17 protein-coding genes and 1 pseudogene are annotated in these 18641 nt (G+C 62.9%); 9 read left to right on the top strand and 9 right to left on the bottom strand.

What is annotated here, in order from left to right:
- The first annotated feature begins 393 nt into the window (after positions 1-393).
- The gene (locus ASD00_RS06430) at positions 394-1086 is read left to right on the top strand and encodes an alpha/beta hydrolase (protein ID WP_057205636.1); all 693 of its coding nucleotides are present in this window, start codon (positions 394-396) and stop codon (positions 1084-1086) included.
- A gap of 121 nt (positions 1087-1207) precedes the next feature.
- Here ASD00_RS06430 and ASD00_RS06425 read toward each other — a convergent pair whose 3' ends face one another.
- The 6 genes from ASD00_RS06425 to ASD00_RS06400 all read right to left on the bottom strand — a co-directional run bounded on the left by ASD00_RS06425 (position 1208) and on the right by ASD00_RS06400 (position 7677).
- On the bottom strand, positions 1208-1885 hold the full coding sequence (locus ASD00_RS06425; RefSeq protein ID WP_025424826.1) for a peroxiredoxin-like family protein: 678 nt from the start codon (positions 1883-1885) through the stop codon (positions 1208-1210).
- Between the two features lie 299 nt (positions 1886-2184).
- The gene (locus ASD00_RS06420; protein WP_025424827.1) at positions 2185-5463 is read right to left on the bottom strand and encodes an adenylate/guanylate cyclase domain-containing protein; all 3279 of its coding nucleotides are present in this window, start codon (positions 5461-5463) and stop codon (positions 2185-2187) included.
- 233 nt (positions 5464-5696) lie between these two features.
- Positions 5697-5972 carry a hypothetical protein gene (locus ASD00_RS06415; protein ID WP_025424828.1) on the bottom strand — a complete coding sequence of 92 codons (276 nt, stop codon included), beginning with the start codon at positions 5970-5972 and terminating at the stop codon, positions 5697-5699.
- A 36-nt stretch (positions 5973-6008) separates the two neighbouring features.
- Positions 6009-6191 (bottom strand): hypothetical protein, encoded by a 183-nt coding sequence (locus tag ASD00_RS06410; protein ID WP_025424829.1) that lies wholly within the window; start codon positions 6189-6191, stop codon positions 6009-6011.
- 29 nt (positions 6192-6220) lie between these two features.
- Positions 6221-7159 carry a 4-hydroxy-tetrahydrodipicolinate synthase gene (gene dapA / locus ASD00_RS06405; RefSeq protein ID WP_025424830.1) on the bottom strand — a complete coding sequence of 313 codons (939 nt, stop codon included), beginning with the start codon at positions 7157-7159 and terminating at the stop codon, positions 6221-6223.
- An 11-nt stretch (positions 7160-7170) separates the two neighbouring features.
- Positions 7171-7677, bottom strand: a complete 507-nt coding sequence (locus tag ASD00_RS06400; RefSeq protein WP_057205634.1) for a hypothetical protein — start codon at positions 7675-7677, stop codon at positions 7171-7173.
- Between the two features lie 301 nt (positions 7678-7978).
- Between ASD00_RS06400 and ilvD the strand changes: the two genes are divergently transcribed.
- Both ilvD and ASD00_RS06390 read left to right on the top strand, forming a co-directional pair.
- On the top strand, positions 7979-9817 hold the full coding sequence (gene ilvD, locus ASD00_RS06395) for a dihydroxy-acid dehydratase (protein ID WP_025424832.1): 1839 nt from the start codon (positions 7979-7981) through the stop codon (positions 9815-9817).
- Between the two features lie 162 nt (positions 9818-9979).
- On the top strand, positions 9980-10408 hold the full coding sequence (locus tag ASD00_RS06390) for a lipocalin-like domain-containing protein (protein ID WP_057205630.1): 429 nt from the start codon (positions 9980-9982) through the stop codon (positions 10406-10408).
- Positions 10409-10467: 59 nt separating this feature from the next.
- Here the strand turns inward: ASD00_RS06390 and ASD00_RS06385 are convergent, their stop codons facing one another.
- Positions 10468-10872, bottom strand: a complete 405-nt coding sequence (locus tag ASD00_RS06385) for a GFA family protein (RefSeq protein ID WP_025424834.1) — start codon at positions 10870-10872, stop codon at positions 10468-10470.
- A 379-nt stretch (positions 10873-11251) separates the two neighbouring features.
- On the opposite strand from ASD00_RS06385, the gene ASD00_RS06380 reads away from it, so the two are divergent.
- On the top strand, positions 11252-11713 hold the full coding sequence (locus ASD00_RS06380; RefSeq protein ID WP_025424835.1) for a MarR family winged helix-turn-helix transcriptional regulator: 462 nt from the start codon (positions 11252-11254) through the stop codon (positions 11711-11713).
- 12 nt (positions 11714-11725) lie between these two features.
- Here ASD00_RS06380 and ASD00_RS06375 read toward each other — a convergent pair whose 3' ends face one another.
- Positions 11726-12172, bottom strand: coding sequence for a MarR family transcriptional regulator (locus ASD00_RS06375; protein ID WP_025424836.1), 447 nt, complete (start codon positions 12170-12172; stop codon positions 11726-11728).
- Positions 12173-12233: 61 nt separating this feature from the next.
- On the opposite strand from ASD00_RS06375, the gene ASD00_RS06370 reads away from it, so the two are divergent.
- The 4 genes and pseudogenes from ASD00_RS06370 to ASD00_RS06355 all read left to right on the top strand — a co-directional run bounded on the left by ASD00_RS06370 (position 12234) and on the right by ASD00_RS06355 (position 16453).
- The gene (locus ASD00_RS06370; RefSeq protein ID WP_057205628.1) at positions 12234-12962 is read left to right on the top strand and encodes a thioredoxin family protein; all 729 of its coding nucleotides are present in this window, start codon (positions 12234-12236) and stop codon (positions 12960-12962) included.
- Positions 12963-13085: 123 nt separating this feature from the next.
- Positions 13086-13546, top strand: a pseudogene (locus ASD00_RS06365) (DUF1579 domain-containing protein).
- Between the two features lie 79 nt (positions 13547-13625).
- Positions 13626-14396 carry a VOC family protein gene (locus tag ASD00_RS06360; protein WP_057205626.1) on the top strand — a complete coding sequence of 257 codons (771 nt, stop codon included), beginning with the start codon at positions 13626-13628 and terminating at the stop codon, positions 14394-14396.
- Positions 14397-14692: 296 nt separating this feature from the next.
- Positions 14693-16453 (top strand): GGDEF domain-containing protein, encoded by a 1761-nt coding sequence (locus ASD00_RS06355; RefSeq protein WP_025424839.1) that lies wholly within the window; start codon positions 14693-14695, stop codon positions 16451-16453.
- 28 nt (positions 16454-16481) lie between these two features.
- Here ASD00_RS06355 and ASD00_RS06350 read toward each other — a convergent pair whose 3' ends face one another.
- Positions 16482-17390, bottom strand: coding sequence for a LysR family transcriptional regulator (locus tag ASD00_RS06350; RefSeq protein WP_025424840.1), 909 nt, complete (start codon positions 17388-17390; stop codon positions 16482-16484).
- A gap of 110 nt (positions 17391-17500) precedes the next feature.
- Between ASD00_RS06350 and ASD00_RS06345 the strand changes: the two genes are divergently transcribed.
- Positions 17501-18535 carry an aldo/keto reductase gene (locus tag ASD00_RS06345; protein WP_025424841.1) on the top strand — a complete coding sequence of 345 codons (1035 nt, stop codon included), beginning with the start codon at positions 17501-17503 and terminating at the stop codon, positions 18533-18535.
- Positions 18536-18641: the final 106 nt, after the last annotated feature.

Here is an 18641-nt window from a genome sequence, read left to right as displayed (position 1 = left end):
ATAGATGAGAGGAACGGCGATCGTGCTTCGATGAAGCCGATCGTCTGCCTACCTGTGATCTGATCAACCGGCCCACCGTGACGGCATTGCCGTGCAAGCCACCGAGTGACGGCATCGACCGCAGCGGCCGCCACTGCGCGGAATATTCGGGGTAGCTCATGGATCGGCCAGCCTCGCCGCCCTACTTTGCTCTCGCGACCTGAACGCATCCGCCCGGCAGGAGGCACGCGCCATGTCGACGGCAAAGTGCCGAGGATTCGAGAGCCCTACCGCATGTTTCGTTAGACTGTATTCGATCTAAGGATAAAACATACAGCAATTCAAAGTGTTACAGCGACCTTTGCGCGTCTAATAAGACGCGCGGCGCTGAAGTGGGAAGGAAAGGAACGGACAATGCCAGCCATCAAGAACATCGTCCTGGTCCATGGCGCCTGGGGTGACGCCTCGCATTGGCGCCACGTGATACCGCCGCTGCACGCCAAGGGCTACAATGTCGCAGCGGTCCAGAACCCGCTGACGTCACTTGCCGACGACATCGACCGGACATCGAAACTTGTGGCCGCACAGGACGGGCCGACATTGCTGGTCGGCCATTCCTATGGCGGTGCCGTGATCACCGGCGCCGGCCACGCGCCGAACGTTGCCGGCTTGGTCTATATCGCCGCTTTCGCGCCCGACGAAGGTGACAGTCTCGGCAGCATCTTCGCCCGCCGCGACGCCCCTTCCGGTGCCGGCAGTATCCGGCCTGATAAGGATGGTTTCCTCTGGCTCGACCAGGCGACGTTCCGCCAGAGCTTCGGCCAGGATCTCGGCGAGACCGAAGCGCTGGTCATGGCCGTCGCGCAGAAGCCGATTGCAGGACGCTGCTTTGAAGACAAGTCCGGCCCGCCGGCCTGGAAGGTGAAGCCCAGTTGGTATCAGGTGTCGAGCCGCGACAACATGATTCCGCCGGAAACCGAACAGTGGATGGCGGAGCGCATCAAGGCGAAGAAGACGATCACGCTTGACGCGAGCCACGCGTCGCTGGCCTCGCGTGCCCCGGAGGTCGTCGCGCTGATCGAAGAAGCGGTCGCCTCGCTCGCCTGACGTCGGGCGTCGCGCCACCGGCTGCCCCGAACGACATTTTCATTTCGGGGCAGCATCGTCTTCGCGGGACGAACACCGGCGCCGGCCAAACGTGCCGCCGTCTATCGTCCACGGGCGGCGGTCAATGGGCGACGTTCGACGCGGCCGACATCAGCTCCTCTCGGCGAGGCACGCCGAACATGTTGTGTCCGTCAGCCGTGGCCTCGGTAAAGCTCCATCGCACGATGCCATCCCGATCGAGCAGGAACTCGCCGACGAGTTGCCCTTCGCCCGTCGCGATCATGCGTTCGTCGTCATGTGTGATTTCATAGCCGTCCGCCTTGTCGAGAAACGACGAGGCCGCCCAAGGATCCATAGCGGCCGGCAGCTCGCCCGGCATGTCAACCAGCATTGCCATGACGGTTTTCTTGGCAAGTTTGTGAGGCCAATCGTCCTCATCCTCGGTGAACTGAAGATTGGGTAAGCCGAACGCGCGGTGAGAAACCCGTTCCGGATCGGACGCCGCCAGCAGATGTGGCAGCGGATGGTAGCGGAAATAAAGGCGCGCCCGGTCGATCGGCGTGTTGACGACCGTCAGGCTCTCGACACCTTTTTCGCGCAGTGCCTCGTCGAGCTGCGCCATCGCCGCGATCTGGCGTCGGCAGAAGGGGCAGTGCAGACCGCGGAACAGGCCGACCAGCACCGGCTTGCGACCGCGAAAATCGTCGATGGAAATCTGACCGTCCTGGGTGATGGCGTCGAGAACCACGTTCGGTGCCCGGTCACCGGGTTGCAACGGTCCATTGTGCTGTTCAACCATAATCTTTTCTCCTTATGCCGATCGTGGGTCACGGAGATGTGGGGAGCGCGTCTCGCGCGGTGCGCTAAACGCGACCATCGCGTCGAACGCAGAGCCGGTTTGGCGACACAAGCCTACATTTCGGGCGCCCTTTCGCGGCCAATCCTACAGCGCCGCGCGTCTTGTTAGACGCGCAAAGGTCGCTGTAGCACTTTGAATGGCTGCATGTTTTTATCCTTAAATCGAATAGGATCTAAGGAAACATGCAGTAGAACCCGAATCGTCGTGTTTACCTTCGACGGACCTGCCCTGCAGCGCCCCTAGTCGAGGAATGGCAGTATCATCAACGCTTCGGGATCAAGACCGTGCCGTGTGCATATGTCGCGAGCCGAAGCGAAGTGCCTTTCCGCACCATCGAGGTCACCAGCATCAAGGCAGAGCGTCGCCAAGCCATCATAGCACGGAAACAACAGCTGTGCCTCTCGCGTTTCGAAAGCGAGTTCGAGAGCCTCCTCATACAGACGGCGCGCGACATCCGGGCGACCGTGGCACTGATCGATCTGTCCCAGCACCAGCAACGACACCGGCAGATGATCGCGCTGATCGAGCTCGCGGTCGATCGCGATCGCCCGTTCGGCAGCCGGAATGCCGTCGGCAGCACAGCGGTCGGTGAAGGTGCAGTAGGCCACCGCCAGATTGGAAAGCAGCCGCGCCTGGAAGCTGAGGTCGCCGATACGGTGGGCCATGCCGAAGCCGAACTTGCAGACCTCGATGGCCCGCCGTGGCTCGATGATCGTGTAGAGGACGGCAAGATTGGTGTACCCCCGGCAGGCCGCATTGAGCAGGTCGGCAGCCTCCGCGACCGAGACGCTGCGCTCGATCGTTGCGATCGCCTCAGTGCCGCGGTTGAGGCGCGCCAGCGCCACCCCTTTGGTATTGAGGGCTTCCGCCGTCACCCGATCCATTTCGCGCCGAGCGTCCGGTGCTTGCGGCACCAGCGCCCCGACACGCTTCAGGGCATCGTCGGCCCAGACGATAGCGTCGGCATAGTTGCCCATGCGAAAGGCAAGGTGGCCCCGTTCCTGGGAGAGATGGGCGCTTTCGATCGGCGCATCCGCGTCTTCCAGAAGCTGGGCCGCGTTCGCGAATGCCACCAGCGCCTCGTCGCGCCGGGCCGCCTCCCACAGGAGATGTCCGTACTTGCGCTGGATGCGGGCCGCTGAGACCCGGTCGTCAGTGGCATGATAGACGTCGAGCAGGGAAGCGTAGTGCCCAGCAGCCGCGTCGCGCCGCCCGGAAGGGCCGAGCAGATCGGCAACGCGCTCGCGGGCAGCAAGCCATTCGGTCCCCTCCTCGCCAGCGGCCGCCCAGGCGGCCATGGCCTGCTTGTAGAACCGTATGGCATCATCATTCGCATAGATCGCCTGCGCGCGTTCTCCTGCCGCCATGAGATAGCGCGCGCCCTTCGACCTATCCTCCGACTGGCTGAAATGGTGGCCAAGCAACGCCATCTCCTCCAGCCTTGTCGTCTGTGCTCCATAGCGGCGCTCAAGCTGGTCGGCGACAACGGCATGTATCTCCGCACGCCGACGCAGGAGCAGGTTGTTGTAGACCACCTCCTGCAGCAGCGTCTGGGTGAAGCGGTAGGTCTGCGCGCCCTGTAAGCGTCCCTCCCGCGTCTCCTCGATAATTTCGGCATCACACAGATTGTCCAGCGCCGCATCGATCGTGGCTTCATCGCCGGCAACGACACGCAGCAAGTCGACATCAAACCGCGGGCCGATGACTGCCGCATGGTGAAGCAGTCTGCGCGACCGCGGTTGCAGTCGGTCGATCCTGCCCAAAAGCATGGCTTCGATGGTTACGGGAATATCGACGGTGGCCTCGCGCTCGACCACGCGCCAGGCGGCCCCGAAATGCTTCAGCGCATCGACTTCGATCAGGCCACGTACGATTTCCTCGATGAACAGCGGATTTCCGCTGGCGCGCGCCAGTATTCGGCCCGCCAGCCCCCGATGCAGGCCATCGGTACCGAAGAAGGCCGAAAGCAGCCTGCGCCCTTCGGTCTCGGTGAGCGGCGCGAGCCGCAACGCCGTGAGGCTCGTTCGGCCAGGCTTCAGCCGATCGACCGCCGCGTCCGGGCGCTGCGTCGTCAGCATCATCAATGGACTGCCCTCCATCCGGTCGAGGATAAAGGCGATGGCATCGAGGGACGCGGCATCGGCCCAATGCAGATCCTCGATCACCAGCAGCAGCGGCGTTCGCGACAGGCGCCGCTCGAAGATGGCTCGCACGGCCGCAAAGAGCTGGCGACGCATCTGTTCCGGCTCGACATGGCGCAAGGTTTCGTCGTGCGTTCCCATCCCCAGGATGCGAAGGAAAAGCGGCACGAGCTGTTCAAGCTTTTCGGGCGCAAAGCCGATCTCGGCAAGCCCCGCTGTGAGCAACTCTGTCGTCCGCTCCAATGTATCGAAGGTCGAGATGCCATAGGCGCCGCGCAAAACAGATGCCAGAACACCGTAGGAAGGTTCTCCGAGCGGAGAAGAGCTAGCGCGACGAACGACAACGTGCCCGAAGCGCGGATCGACGGCGACCAGCGCAAGAAATGTATCGACGAGGCGCGATTTTCCCATCCCCGCCTCCCCGGACAGACGCACCAGTTGCGCCGCCCCGTTACAGGCGAGTTCCAGGCAATCGAGCAGTCGCTTCATTTCCGCATCGCGCCCGACCAATGGTGAAGTCAGACCCAACGCCTCCAGACCTCGTGCGGCACTAGGAGCGTCAAGAACCTTGATCAGACGGTAAACCTCGATGATGCCGGCCTTGCCGCGCAATGCGGTTGCACCCAGCGCCTCGTAGGCGAAGGCATGCCGGGTCACGCGGTGTGTCACCGGTCCAACGAGAATTTCGCCGGGTCCTGCCATGGACTGCAGGCGCTGCGCGGTGTTCACGGCATCGCCAGTGACCGAATAGGATCTGCTGTCTCCAGCGCCCAGGGCGCCGGCAACCACGGTTCCGGTATTCAAGCCGATATGCAGGCTGACCGGCGCACCGATGCGATCCTGCCAGCGCTCACCGACAAGGCTGCCGCGCGCGATCATGTCGATCGCTGCACGCAGGGCCCGCTCGGCATCATCCTCATGCGCCACCGGGGCGCCAAACAGCGCGAGCAGCGCATCGCCGATGAATTTGTCGACGAAGCCGCCATAGGTTTCGACCGCCGCGGTGAGCTCTGCAAAAAGTTCGTTCTGAAACGTTTGCAGGATCTCCGGATCCATATGTTCGCCAAGGCTGGTAAACCCGCACAGATCGGCAAAAAGAATGGTTGCCGTACGGCGGTCGGCATTTTCGTTGTCGCTCGATACCGTCAGGGATGAGTCCCGCACCGCTCTAGGCTGGGGCATCACGGCAGCCTGCCCGGACGCCAGGACCTTTGCCGCCGTCGGCTTTTCCACCGGCGTCCCACAATTCGGGCAGAAGGCGAAACCTGGCAGACAGTCCGCGCCACAGCCCGGACACAGGCTCTGCTGTTTGGCTCCGCAGCTCGGGCAAAACGAAAAACGCCCCTCGATCTCGCAACCGCACTCACGACAATTCATCAATGGCGAACCTTCGAAGAGGCTCCGTGCTCCGCATGCTATCCAGAGCCGTTTGGACAAAATATGCACAAAACAATGAACCCGCCGGCAAGGCTTTGCAAGCAATCGCTAATTAAGATTTCAAAGACTGACAGGCTACGAACAGGACGCGCCATGGCGCCCTTGGGAGGCATTCTGCATTCCTCTCCGTCGACCAAGCGAGCCCTTGGCCGACGGAAACAAAGACCTCGAAATCAGGGGTGGGCGCGGCGGCGGGACGGCCTGCGCACGCTCGACCTGCCTGCAAAGGTACCGAGATCGATGGCGGCGCCGTCCGGCGCCCGGCAAACCTCTTCGGGGTGGCGATCACTTGCTTCGATGGCGAAGTGGATCGCCGCCGCCTCATTGGTGAAGAGCCCTCCGACCAGTCCCTTGCGGTCGGAGACAACCCACCATCCATGACTATCGCGCCCGACGACGAAACGCGCGCGCGCCAGGAAGCCACGCCGTACCTGCTGCATACTGCCCATGATCGAATGGTCCTCGTTGATGAAGAGTGCGGCTACTCAGCCGACAAACCAGGGGATGACCATCTGGATGGCATAGGCGAGCCCAAGCACGATACCGAGGCGGATGCCGATGCCGAGAAAGGCGTCGCGAACCACACTGTTGGAGGTGGCATAGTTATCGCTGCCCTCCGACCGGCGTCTTTGTTCCGCCTGCGCGGCAAGATGGGGAAAGCGTGACATGGTCTGTCTCCTTTGATGTCGACGCGGCCTCAGCTCGCAAGCGCCAGTGGCAAGCTCGGGCTGGCATGGGAGGCGCTGCGAACCTCGGCCAGCGGTTCGAGCGCTGAACGGATCTCGGCTGCCGTCTCCGGCGACACCGTCGTCAGCGGCAGCCGCACGTCGGGGCTTAAGCCTCGTGCCAGATGCAAGGCGTATTTGATCGGCCCCGGGTTGGTTTCGCGCTCGAGCGCGATAAACAGAGGTTGGAGCCGCTGATGGATGGCGACAGCCGCTTGGGCGTTGCCCGTTGTGATCGCATGATGCAGCGACACCATCAGCCTCGGCACGACATTTGCGGCGACCGAAATCGTGCCATGCCCGCCACAAAGGTTGAACGGCAGCGCCGTCTGGTCGTTGCCCGAGAAGTGGCAGAGCTGCGCCTTGATCGATGGCGACGATGCGAGAAAGCGGCCGACGTCTCCCGTCGCGTCCTTGATGCCGACGACCCCAGGCAGCTGCGCCAATCTCTCGAGCGTGCGCGGCGCAATATCGACGCCGCTGCGTGAGGGCACATTGTAAACGATGACAGGCAGATCGACCGCCCGGACCACTGCCTCGTAGTGGCGATAGATCCCCTCCTGGGAGGGCTTGTTGTAATAGGGTGCAACGATGAGCGCGGCATCGGAGCCGAGCGTCTTGGCCTCCGTGGTCAGTTCGACCGTCGTTTCGGTGCAGTTCGTGCCCGTGCCGGCGATGACAGGGACGTTCTTCTCGGCGACCTCGACGCACCGTTCGATGACCATCCTACGCTCGGCGCGGGAAAGCGTCGCGGATTCGCCCGTCGTTCCGCAGGCGACGATGGCGGAAATGCCGTGGCGGATCTGGCATTCGACGAGCGACATCAGGCCGACGGTATCGACCTTGCCGTCCTTGAATGGCGTGACCAACGCCGTGATCGCCCCTTCGAGGCGAAGCCAATGATCGCTCATGGAAATGTCCTTCAGGTTGGAAGATGGCCGCGGCGAATTCTGTCGCCTTCGATGGAAAGCCGGTGGACGCGGCAGCATTGCAGGAAGGCCGTCAGCAGGGCCGTCGCCAGATCGGCGTGGCGCGCCTTGAATGTCACGCGGCCGGCACCCGCCGGAGCGTAACGAAGCGTACAGGTCCACACGCTGCATTCGTGGCTGAGCGTGCGCAGGCAGAGCTTGGCTTTGGTCGAAGTCGTCAGCTGGATCACGGCATCGACCAGCGCGTCGGCGGCCATGAGCTCGCGGAAGCGGCGCGACGGCCAGTCTTCGGCAACCAGATCAGGCATGTCTTGGACCAGTCGTACGGCCTCCCAGACGTGATGTTCACGTAGGCGGCGCACCGCCGCGATGCGCAGGAGCAGGAGCTTCAAGGCATCCGGCCCGCCGTCGGCGCGATCCGCTCCCTCAAAGGGGCTGATGCCGGGCTGGCGATCCGGCGTATCGGAACGATGGCGAAGGCTGAAATCGTAAAGGGTCATGATGCTCACCCGTTGTCGATGAGTGGAGGCTACCCCTGCCCCGCGTCCGGTTTCGATTGCGACTTGCATCGGCCGGCATAAGATTTTCATAAGGGGATCACGTGGCGGGTGTCCAAGCCGCGGACACGACGCTAGATTGGCGCAAGGGGTCGATATCCGGCCGAAATGCGGGCAGTGTCGCGTCGAAATAATCTGACGCAAAAGATGACGTGCACGCAATTTTGCGCTAGGTAGCCCCTGCACTGGCGGTCGGTGATCGCCACATCAGCCAATGACATTTCGTCCTTGAAGGAAAACGTCCATGCCTGCCTATCGCTCCCGCACCACCACCCACGGCCGCAACATGGCCGGCGCCCGCGGCCTTTGGCGCGCGACGGGCATGAAGGATGGCGACTTCGGCAAGCCGATTATCGCGGTGGTCAACTCCTTCACGCAGTTCGTGCCGGGCCACGTCCACCTCAAGGACCTCGGCCAGCTCGTCGCCCGCGAAATCGAAGCGGCCGGCGGCGTCGCCAAGGAATTCAACACCATCGCCGTCGATGACGGCATCGCCATGGGCCATGACGGCATGCTCTATTCGCTGCCGTCGCGCGAGATCATCGCCGACAGCGTCGAATACATGGTCAACGCCCACTGTGCCGACGCCATGGTCTGCATCTCCAACTGCGACAAGATCACGCCCGGCATGCTGATGGCGGCACTGCGCCTCAACATCCCGGCCGTCTTCGTGTCCGGCGGCCCGATGGAGGCCGGCAAGGTCGTCCTGCACGGCAAGACGCATGCGCTCGACCTGGTCGACGCCATGGTCGCTGCCGCCGACGACAACATCTCCGACGAGGACGTCAAGGTCATCGAGCGCTCGGCCTGCCCGACCTGCGGTTCCTGTTCCGGCATGTTCACCGCCAATTCGATGAACTGTCTGACGGAAGCGCTCGGCCTGTCGTTGCCGGGCAACGGCTCGACGCTCGCAACGCATGCCGACCGCAAGCGCCTGTTCGTCGAGGCTGGCCACCTGATCGTCGACATCGCCCGCCGCCATTACGAGCAGGATGACGACAGTGTGCTGCCGCGCAACGTCGCCTCGAAGCAGGCCTTTGAAAACGCCATGGCGCTCGATATCGCCATGGGTGGCTCGACCAACACCGTTCTGCACATTCTCGCCGCCGCCCATGAAGGCGAGGTCGATTTCACCATGGCCGACATCGACCGGCTGTCGCGCAAGGTTCCCTGCCTGTCCAAGGTGGCTCCGGCCAAGAGCGACGTGCACATGGAAGACGTGCACCGTGCCGGCGGCATCATGTCGATCCTCGGCGAACTAGAAAAAGGCGGGCTGATCAACCGCGATTGCCCGACGGTGCACAGCGAGACCCTCGGCCACGCCATCGACCGCTGGGACATCACGCGCACGACGAGCGAAACCGTGCGCAACTTCTTCCGCGCGGCCCCCGGTGGCATTCCGACCCAGGTCGCCTTCAGCCAGGAAGCCCGCTGGGATGAGCTCGACACCGACCGCGAAAAGGGCGTCATCCGCTCGGTCGAACATCCCTTCTCCAAGGACGGCGGCCTTGCCGTGCTCAAGGGCAACATTGCGCTCGACGGCTGCATCGTGAAGACCGCCGGCGTCGATGAGAGCATCCTGAAGTTCTCCGGTCCGGCACGGGTGTTCGAAAGCCAGGACGCATCGGTCAAGGCCATTCTCGCCAACGAGATCAAGGCCGGCGACGTCGTCGTCATCCGCTACGAAGGTCCGAAGGGCGGCCCGGGCATGCAGGAAATGCTCTATCCGACGAGCTATCTGAAGTCGAAGGGCCTTGGCAAAGCCTGCGCGCTGATCACCGACGGCCGCTTCTCCGGCGGCACCTCGGGCCTTTCGATCGGCCACGTCTCGCCGGAAGCGGCGAACGGCGGCATGATCGGCCTGGTGCGCGAAGGCGACATGATCGACATCGACATCCCCAACCGCACGATCAGCCTGCGCGTCGACGAGGCGGAACTCGCCAGCCGCCGCGCCGAACAGGACGCCAAGGGCTGGAAGCCGACCGAGGTGCGCAAGCGCAAGGTGACGACGGCCCTCAAGGCCTACGCCGCCTTTGCCACCTCCGCAGACCGCGGTGCTGTTCGCGACCTCGGCGATCTCTGAGCCGACGACGGTTAACGAGACGGAAGGCTCCCGCTCGCGGGGGCCTTTTTCATGCGCGTCGCGACCTTGCGACCACACGCGCCGCTACCAGGCTCAGCCGGCCTGTTACGCACACAATTCACCTGCTATTTTAGATTGATCTAATTTTTGTAGGGGTGGACGATGACAAACGCGGCGAACCTGCTCGGCACCTGGAAAATGCTCTCCTGGACCCGCAAGGCGGTGGTATCGGGCGAAATCAGCGATGCCATGGGTCCGGACCCCATCGGCTATCTCTCCTACCAGCCGGATGGCCGCATGACCGCGGTCGTGGTCAAGCGCAATCGACCCGTGCCGAACGGCGCAACCCCCACCGACGAGGAAAAGGTCGCACTGTTCGATTCGATGCTTGCCTATGCCGGCTCCTATACGCTCGAGGACGGCAAGGTCATCCATCATGCCGAGGCGAGCTGGAACCCGGCCTGGGGCGTTTCGGACCTGATCCGGCCGTTCATGCTGGACGGCGACCGGCTAGTGATCCACAGCGCGCCGGGCGTCGACCCAACAACCGGCGAAGAGGTCACCTATCACCTTGAGTTCCGCAAGGTTTGAAGACCGTTCCACCAGGGCCCATCGATGCAGGAGCATTGCATGACGCCCGATGCAGCAGCCTAGAGGTGGCGTGTCTCGGCCGGCGGGTGGAACCAGTTGTTGTTGCGGCCGTCCATGTACTTCACCGGCGCTTCGGCAAGCACGGCGGGATCGAGATCATCGAGCGTTGCAACATTGACGGAATAGTAGGCGCCGCCGATTTCCTCGATATAGCCATGCCCGTAGGCAGCAATGCCGCAGGTCTTGCAGAAGCGGTGATGCACGCTGTCGCTGCCGAACTGGTAGTCGGCGATATCGACTTCTTCGGCCTGCAGCCGGAACGCATCCGGCTTCACGATCGCGCCCCAGTAACGCTTCTTCCAGCAGATCGAGCAGTTGCACTTGCCCGTACCGGCGTCGAGATCGATGTCGGCCTCATAGCGGATCTTTCCGCAATGGCAGCTTCCCCGATAGGTCATTTTCATTGACTATACTCCCAGACCAAAACAGCGCCTTCTCAAGGCGCCAACATGACAACTTACTGTCATTTACCCCTCCCACAATGACAACATATTGTCAATTGCGCTCTACGATGGAATGCTGAAAGTAGAGAAAGCAGACGGACCGAGCACGATACTCAAACGATGCACCGAATTTAGAGACGCCGGATCCCCGAAGGGGCACTGGCCCAGTTGTCGTTGCGTCCGTCCGTATAGACGACGGGAGCCCCCGCCGGCGCCGAAGGGTCGAGGTCGTCAGGGCAGGCAAGATTCCCTTCATACTATCAAAACGCTTGCGACGAGGACGCCTCCATGACAACATGCTGTCATTATTCACCATCGCGCAATGGTAGTCTCTTCCAACATGAATGACCCTGTTCGCACCCCTGCCGGCGACGCCTTCGCCCAGTTCGCCATCTCGGTGCTTCGCCTGGCCGGTCCGTTGACGGCGGCGGGCGACACGCTCGCCAAACCCTCGGGCCAGACCAGTGCGCGTTGGCAGGTGTTGGCGGCTGCAAGCCACGCACCGATGTCAGTTGCCGATGCCGCCCGCGCGCTTGGCCTTGCGCGACAGGGCGTACAGCGCATCGCCGACCTGCTCGAAGAAGAGGGCTTGATCGCCTATGGCGACAATCCGGCACACCAGCGGGCAAAGCTGATGGTACCGACGCCGCGCGGCGAGGAGGTGTTGGATGAAATCAAGGCCAGGCAGGCCGTCTGGGCGAATGCCGTTGGCGCGGAACTCGGAGAGGAGCAGTTGCAGCGAGCAACCGCATTGATCGGTGAAGCCATCGGCCTGCTGCGGGATCGCCAGGCGACGGGCTAGAAGCAGGATCGATCAGGCAAACTGCAGGAGATCGGAGCGCAGACGCTCCGGCCCGCCCTCACCGAGCCTCACGCCCACGATCGCGTGGGTCGCCTTCCAGATCGGGACAGCCCGTGCCAGCAGGCGCTCGCCCTCCGGCGTCAACCGCAGCCGACGCGACCGTCGGTCCTCTTCGTCAGCGAAAATCTCGACGAGCCTGCGCCGCTCCAGCGGCTTCAGCGCTGCCGTCAGCGTCGTGCGATCCATGGCAAGCAGCGACGCTACCGCGCCCATGTTCGGCGGCGCCGGACGATTGAGCGACATCAGCAGGGAAAACTGGCCGTTGGTAATGTCGAGCGGCCGCAAGGCATCGTCGAACTGGCGGGCGATCGCACGGGCCGCGCGCTGGACATGCAGGCACAGGCAGGTGTCCTTCACGAACAATGTGGTCTCGAACGGAATGACCGGTACTTTTGACATGACTGATTAATGTTGATATCAACGTAATTAGTCAAGTGCAACGTTGGAAGGAGGAGCGGGCATGAGACAGGATCATGCAGTCGTATCGTCGCAGGAATGGCTGAAAGCGCGAAAAGCGCTTCTGGATCTGGAAAAAGAACACACCCACCTCAGAGACAAGGTCAACGCGGCACGCCTCGCCTTGCCCTGGGTGAAGATGGAAAAATCCTACGTCTTCGACACGCCTGATGGCCAGAAGGCCCTGGCCGAACTCTTCGACGGGCGCAGCCAGCTCGTCGTCTATCACTTCATGTTCGGCCCGACCTGGGAGGCCGGCTGCCCCGGCTGCTCGTTCCTCGTCGACCATTTCGACGGCATGCTGCCGCACCTCAATCACCACGACGTGACGTTGACCGCCGTCTCCAACGCGCCCCTCTCGAAGCTCGAAGCCTACAAGAAACGCATGGGCTGGCGTTTCCCCTGGGCTTCGGCCGAGGGCAACGGCTTCAACAGCGACTTTCACGTCGCCTTCACGCCGGCCGAACTCGCTCAGGGCAAGGTCGTCTACAACTTCACCGAGACGGAAAGTGCCAACGCACACGAGGAACTGCCCGGCCTCAGCGCCTTTCAGAAGACCGACGACGGCACCGTCTACCACACCTATTCCACCTATGCCCGCGGGCTTGAGGAAATGGTCGGCACGCTGATGCTTCTCGACCGCGCGCCGAAGGGACGAAACGAGGAGGGCACACAGGGTTTCGTGCGCCGCCATGACGAATATGGCGATATGCCCAGACGCAAAGCCGGCTAAGCCTCCCGGCAACTGCGCCCGGAACGGAACCTTTCGGCACCGGGCGCGTTTCTTTTCGCTTGTATCTCTGATCCACTCGTATCTCTGATCGATTTTCACGCGTCCCGGGGAGAGGAAGCTTCGGTGAAGGCAGAACCGGAAGAAGCGCATCGCTGGCTCGAGCAACTGCTCGGCGATTGGCAGGTGCGCACATCCGGCGCGCCGGAAACAGGCACCCCATGGACAGAGCATGTTCGCAGCCTTCAGGGGCTCTGGGCGGTCTGCGAAGGCCAGGGCACGATGCCAGACGGCAGCTTCGGCCAGACCTTGATGACACTTGGCTACAGCCCCGAAACCGGACGCTTCGCTGGAACCTGGGTCGGCTCGATGATGACCCACATGTGGATCTATGACGGCGAACTCGAACCTGACGGGCTGACGCTGTCGCTCTATTGCGATGGCCCGGACTTCGACGCTCCAGGAAGGAAGGCCAGGTATCGCGACGCCATAACCATGGCCAATCCCGGCGCCTGTTGACGGCCCATGTCAGGACGGTTGAGGGGGCCTGGAAGGAACTGATGACGGCGGAGTACAGCCGCCTCTGACGGGGATTTAAAACACATCGCTTGGCCTCGCCGGCCTCGTTCGGCGCCGGCTTCCAACATCGCAACCGGAGGACATAAGATGGCAGGCCATCACGGCAAATTCGTCTGGTACGAACTGATGACGACGGACACCAAGGCGGCAGAAACCTTCTACAAGGACGTCGTGGGGTGGGACGCCCGCGACGCCGGCATGCCCGGCGTCAGCTATACCCTGTTTACGAAAGGTGAGCGGCAAGTCGCGGGCCTGATGACCATGCCCGAAGGCGCGCTCGAGATGAACGTGCCCCCCGCATGGCTCGGCTATATCGGTGTCGAAGATGTCGATGCGGCGGCGGCAACGGTTGCTGCCAAGGGCGGCAAGATCCACCGTGCGCCCGACGACATCCCCGGCATCGGCCGCTTCGCCATCGCCACCGACCCGCATGGCGCGGTTTTCGCCCTGTTTACCGGCATCGGCGACCCGCCGCCCGCCGTTGACCCAATGATGCCGGGCCAGATCGGCTGGCATGAACTGATGTCCGGCGACCTCGACACGGCCTTCCCCTTCTATGCCGAGGTCTTCGGCTGGACCAAGGATCACGCCATGGATATGGGGGAAATGGGCACCTATCAGATCTTTGCAATCGACGGCGTGCAGGCCGGGGGCATGATGACCAAGCCGAATGACATCCCGTCCCCCTATTGGCTCTATTACATCAACGTCGCAGCGCTCGACACGGCCATAGAGCGTATCAAATCCGGTGGTGGCAAGATCGTCCTTGAGCCCTTGGAAGTACCGGGCGGAGCCTGGATCATCCAGGCGCTCGACCCGCAAGGCGCACTCTTCGCTCTTGCCGGCCAGAGAGGCTGAACGCAATCGCGATCGAAACGGACCTGCCTGACGTCCATCGATGGGCTCCAGGCAGGCCGATGATCACCGCTCATCTGGCAGGCGCCCTGCAATCGGCGCCCGGCGTGCGCCGCACGCATCCCTCAGTTGCGGTTTAACCCATGGTATTTTAGGGTATTTCAGGGATATTTAACACCTTATGCGATAGTACATGCGGCATGTATCACTGATCGCGGAAAGCATTCCTTCTCCGCGACAAGAAATTGTCGCGACTCCGGCACGATAGCCGGTAGCATTGGTGGACCAACTTCGCGCAAATGACCAATCACACCAACAATGAGCTCCAGCGCGGCGAGAACGGTCGCAACCTTCGCTCAGCGAAGATGCTGCGCCGCAAACTGCAGTGGCTGATCGCCATCGTGGTCGCCTGTACGGGTGTGCTTGCCACCGAAATCATCGCCGCGTCCTATTCCGACTTCGTTGTTGCTCGACGCAACCTTGCGGAAGTCATCGCGTTCTGTCGTGTTCTGAACACGGCAACCTATCTCTCGGCCGAGCGTGGGCCGTCGAATGGGGTGATGGGCATCGGCGTCGGCCCGGGTTCTCCGGTTCAGGCGCGCCTTGTCGAGTTTCGGGCGCGCAGCGACGCAGCCCTTGCCGAGATCGTCGCCGGCGCGACCGATGGCAGCCGGTCGGAGCCGGCGACGGCACTTTCTCCCATTCTTGCCGAAGTCCAGCGTCGCCTTCAGCTCGGCCGTGCCGAGATCGATCGCATCGCCGCCCTGCCGCCGGAACGCCGCGACCTCAAGGAAATCCAGATGGCGATCGAAGGCATGTTTGCGGTGATCGACGCAATGCGCCCCGCCTTCGACTGGAACATCCAGCGCTTGACCAACACCGATCCTGATCTGGCGGGCATCGCCATCGCCGCCCATATGCTCGCCAATCTGCGCGAGGATGGCGGTCGGCTCGCGTCCCAGGTCATGGCTCCGGTCGCGGTCGGAAGACCGCTGGAAGCCAAGAACATCGCCGACAGCGAGCGAACCCGCGGTCGCCTGCAGGAAATCTGGTCCGTCGTCGGCAAGCCGGGCGCATTGCCCGGGCTGAAGCCGAAGAACATCGCCGATATCGCTGCGATCGAGCACCAGTTCTTCGGCGAAGGTTTTGCCATCGTCGACAGCGTCGTTTCGGTCGGCAGGCATACCGGGCATTACCCGATGACAGCGGAGCAATTCACCGACCGCTACGTTCCGAAGATGAAGCCACTCGAGATCCTTCGCCGCGATTTCATGGATGCCACGGTCGAGAGGCTCGCCAGCAGCAAGACGCAGGCTTCGGTCAAGCTGGCGATCGCCACCACCGCAACCTTCGCCCTGTTCATCGTTCTTCTCGTTCTCATGCGCCGCGCGCGATCGCTGGTCTTCGAGCCGCTGCTGCTTGCGCGCCACAGCATCATCGAGCTTGCCCATGACCGCCCGATCGCCCGATTGAGCGGCAAGGGCGGCGAAGGCGAAATGGGACGGCTGTTCGATGCGATCGACGTGCTGCGTCAGAGGCTCGACGAGCGCACGCTCCTGATGAAGCACCTCGAACGCCAGGCCGAGACCGACGAACTGACCGGTCTGCTCAACCGTCGCGCGCTGGAACTCATCGGCGGCGCCGAGGATGCGGCGGGTAACGACAAGAACGCCTGCCTGATCCTCATGGACATCGATCACTTCAAGCAGATCAACGACACCCACGGCCATCTTGTCGGCGACATCGTGCTGAAGGAAACCGCCCGCATCATCCGCTATTCCGTGCGCTCGTCCGATCTCGTCGCGCGTTTCGGCGGCGAGGAATTCGCCGTCATTACCCCAGGCGACGATCTCGAGGCAGCGCGCGCCCTTGCCGAACGCATCAGGTCCAATCTTGCGCGCGCGCCAATCACCTTTGCCGACGGCAAGGAGCTGAACGTCACCGCAAGCTTCGGCGTCGCCGGGGCCGACGCCAATCCGGGCTGGAAAGGCCTGATCGAAAGCGCCGACACCGAGCTCTACCGCGCGAAATCCGAAGGACGCAATCGCGTCTGCGGCTGACCCGACAGCCGGACACCCCGTCTCCTCGTCACCCGGACAACCGTGCTCGCGCTGCCAGAAAATCGAGCATCACCCTGACGCGGGACGGAAGCGCCCCGCCCTGGCCCTGAAACACGGCGTGAAAGGTCTCGCGGTCCCCCGGATTGAGATGCTCGACCAGCGGCACCAGCCGGCCGGCATCGATGTCATCCCTAACGGTAAAGGTCGCCATCCGTGCCAGTCCAACGCCGGCAAGCACCAGCCGGCGCAACCCCTCCCCGTCGCTCACGCGCAGCTTCTCGCTCGGCGGCAGCAATATCGCTTCGCCATTGGACAATAGCGGCCAGCCGTCGACGGACCTGATATAGCTGAGGCTTAGGCGATTGTGCGCCATCAGCGCGTCAAGGCTCTCGGGCCTGCCGCAGCGCTCGAGATAGGACGGCGCCCCAACGATGGTCATCGACGTGCTGCCGAGCTTGCGTGCAATCAGCCTCGAGGCTTTGAGCGGACCGGCGCGGATTGCGATGTCGACGCGCTCCGCCATGAGGTCGACGACGGCATCGGTCTGGATGATGTCAACCGAAAGCTCCGGATAGGCGCTCAGAAATTCCGGCAGCAGCGGCATCAGCACATGCGTGGCAAACGATGCGCTGGCGTTGAGACGAACGCGGCCCGCCGGTGCATCGCCAGCAGCCGCCTGTCTCTCCGCGTCATCGATATCGGCGAGAATGCGGGCCGCTCGCTCGTGGAAGGCGCAGCCCTCCGGCGTCAATTGCAGTTGCCGCGTCGACCGGTTGATCAGCCGAACGCCGAGCCTTTCTTCCAGCCGCTGCACCAGCTTGCTCACCGCCGATGGCGTCATGCAGCATTCGCGTGCCGCCGCCGAGAAGCCGCCGAGCTCGACAGCCCTGACGAAGACGGCCATTTCGCCGGATCGGTTGATCGAATTTCGCGACATGTGACTTCAACTCACAAATGATGTTCCTGCAGACGGTCTACCTCTCAAATGCCAGAGACACCACCTTCCTCCTGCCAATGCAGGCACGAACGCAACGAGGAGTTAGAATGATGGAATACAGACGGCTTGGCTCATCAGGATTGAAGGTTCCAGCGCTCAGTTTCGGCGCCGGCACCTTCGGCGGCAAGGGCCCGCTTTTCAGCGCCTGGGGCAACAGCGACAATGCCGAGGCACGCCGTCTTGTCGACATCTGCATCGAGGCCGGCGTCAATCTTTTCGACACGGCAGACGTCTATTCCGACGGTGCCTCCGAAGAAGTGCTCGGCGCAGCCATCAAGGGACGGCGCAACGACGTGCTGATCTCCACCAAGATGTCACTGCCGATGGGCGACGGTCCGAACGATGCCGGTTCGTCGCGCTCGCGGTTGATCAAGGGGATCGACGATGCCCTGCGCCGCCTCGGTACCGACACCATCGACCTGATGCAATTGCACGCCTTCGATGCCGGCACGCCGGTCGAAGAGGTGCTTTCGACGCTCGATACCTTGGTGCGCGCCGGCAAGCTGCGCTACGTCGGCGTTTCCAATTTCGCCGGGTGGCAGCTTATGAAGTCGCTCGCCGCGGCGGAAAAACAAGGATATCCGCGCTACGTCGCCCATCAGGTCTATTACTCGCTGGTCGGACGCGACTATGAATGGGAACTGATGCCGCTTGGGCTCGACCAGGGCGTCGGCGCACTCGTCTGGAGCCCGCTCGGTTGGGGCCGCCTGACCGGCAAGATCAGACGTGGCCAGCCCTGGCCGGAAGGAAGCCGCCTGCACGATACCGCCTCCTTCGGCCCGCCGGTCGATGACGACAAGCTCTACGATATCGTCGACGTGCTCGACGAGCTGGCGGCTGAGACCGGCAAGACCATCCCGCAGATCGCCATCAACTGGCTGCTGCAGCGCCCGACGGTGTCGAGCGTCATCATCGGCGCCCGCAATGAAGAGCAGTTGCGCCAGAACCTGGGTGCCGTCGGCTGGTCGCTGACACCTGACCAGATTGCACGGCTCGACAAGGCCAGTCAGAAGACGCCCACCTACCCGCACTTCCCCTATCACCTCCAGGAAGGCTTCGCCCGCCTGAACCCGCCGGCAGTGTGAACGCCTCCGCCCGCCGATCGACGCGCCGGAGAAATCCGGCGCTGTCTTTCGCGCTTGCTTTCTCCCTTCGCATTGCACAAACTTCCTTTGAATGGCGGCGCTAGAC

Source organism: Ensifer sp. Root31 (assembly GCF_001424825.1).
Lineage (GTDB): Bacteria > Pseudomonadota > Alphaproteobacteria > Rhizobiales > Rhizobiaceae > Ensifer > Ensifer canadensis.
This window is presented reverse-complemented; position numbering and strand designations above follow the sequence as displayed.

What these genes read in the sequence shown, in the direction of transcription:
- ASD00_RS06430 (WP_057205636.1), top strand. Translation starts at nt 394, where the DNA reads ATGCCAGCCATCAAGAACATCGTCCTGGTCCATGGCGCCTGGGGTGAC.
- ASD00_RS06425 (WP_025424826.1), bottom strand. Translation starts at nt 1,885, where the DNA reads ATGGTTGAACAGCACAATGGACCGTTGCAACCCGGTGACCGGGCACCG.
- ASD00_RS06420 (WP_025424827.1), bottom strand. Translation starts at nt 5,463, where the DNA reads ATGAATTGTCGTGAGTGCGGTTGCGAGATCGAGGGGCGTTTTTCGTTT.
- ASD00_RS06415 (WP_025424828.1), bottom strand. Translation starts at nt 5,972, where the DNA reads ATGGGCAGTATGCAGCAGGTACGGCGTGGCTTCCTGGCGCGCGCGCGT.
- ASD00_RS06410 (WP_025424829.1), bottom strand. Translation starts at nt 6,191, where the DNA reads ATGTCACGCTTTCCCCATCTTGCCGCGCAGGCGGAACAAAGACGCCGG.
- dapA (WP_025424830.1), bottom strand. Translation starts at nt 7,159, where the DNA reads ATGAGCGATCATTGGCTTCGCCTCGAAGGGGCGATCACGGCGTTGGTC.
- ASD00_RS06400 (WP_057205634.1), bottom strand. Translation starts at nt 7,677, where the DNA reads ATGACCCTTTACGATTTCAGCCTTCGCCATCGTTCCGATACGCCGGAT.
- ilvD (WP_025424832.1), top strand. Translation starts at nt 7,979, where the DNA reads ATGCCTGCCTATCGCTCCCGCACCACCACCCACGGCCGCAACATGGCC.
- ASD00_RS06390 (WP_057205630.1), top strand. Translation starts at nt 9,980, where the DNA reads ATGACAAACGCGGCGAACCTGCTCGGCACCTGGAAAATGCTCTCCTGG.
- ASD00_RS06385 (WP_025424834.1), bottom strand. Translation starts at nt 10,872, where the DNA reads ATGAAAATGACCTATCGGGGAAGCTGCCATTGCGGAAAGATCCGCTAT.
- ASD00_RS06380 (WP_025424835.1), top strand. Translation starts at nt 11,252, where the DNA reads ATGAATGACCCTGTTCGCACCCCTGCCGGCGACGCCTTCGCCCAGTTC.
- ASD00_RS06375 (WP_025424836.1), bottom strand. Translation starts at nt 12,172, where the DNA reads ATGTCAAAAGTACCGGTCATTCCGTTCGAGACCACATTGTTCGTGAAG.
- ASD00_RS06370 (WP_057205628.1), top strand. Translation starts at nt 12,234, where the DNA reads ATGAGACAGGATCATGCAGTCGTATCGTCGCAGGAATGGCTGAAAGCG.
- ASD00_RS06360 (WP_057205626.1), top strand. Translation starts at nt 13,626, where the DNA reads ATGGCAGGCCATCACGGCAAATTCGTCTGGTACGAACTGATGACGACG.
- ASD00_RS06355 (WP_025424839.1), top strand. Translation starts at nt 14,693, where the DNA reads ATGACCAATCACACCAACAATGAGCTCCAGCGCGGCGAGAACGGTCGC.
- ASD00_RS06350 (WP_025424840.1), bottom strand. Translation starts at nt 17,390, where the DNA reads ATGTCGCGAAATTCGATCAACCGATCCGGCGAAATGGCCGTCTTCGTC.
- ASD00_RS06345 (WP_025424841.1), top strand. Translation starts at nt 17,501, where the DNA reads ATGGAATACAGACGGCTTGGCTCATCAGGATTGAAGGTTCCAGCGCTC.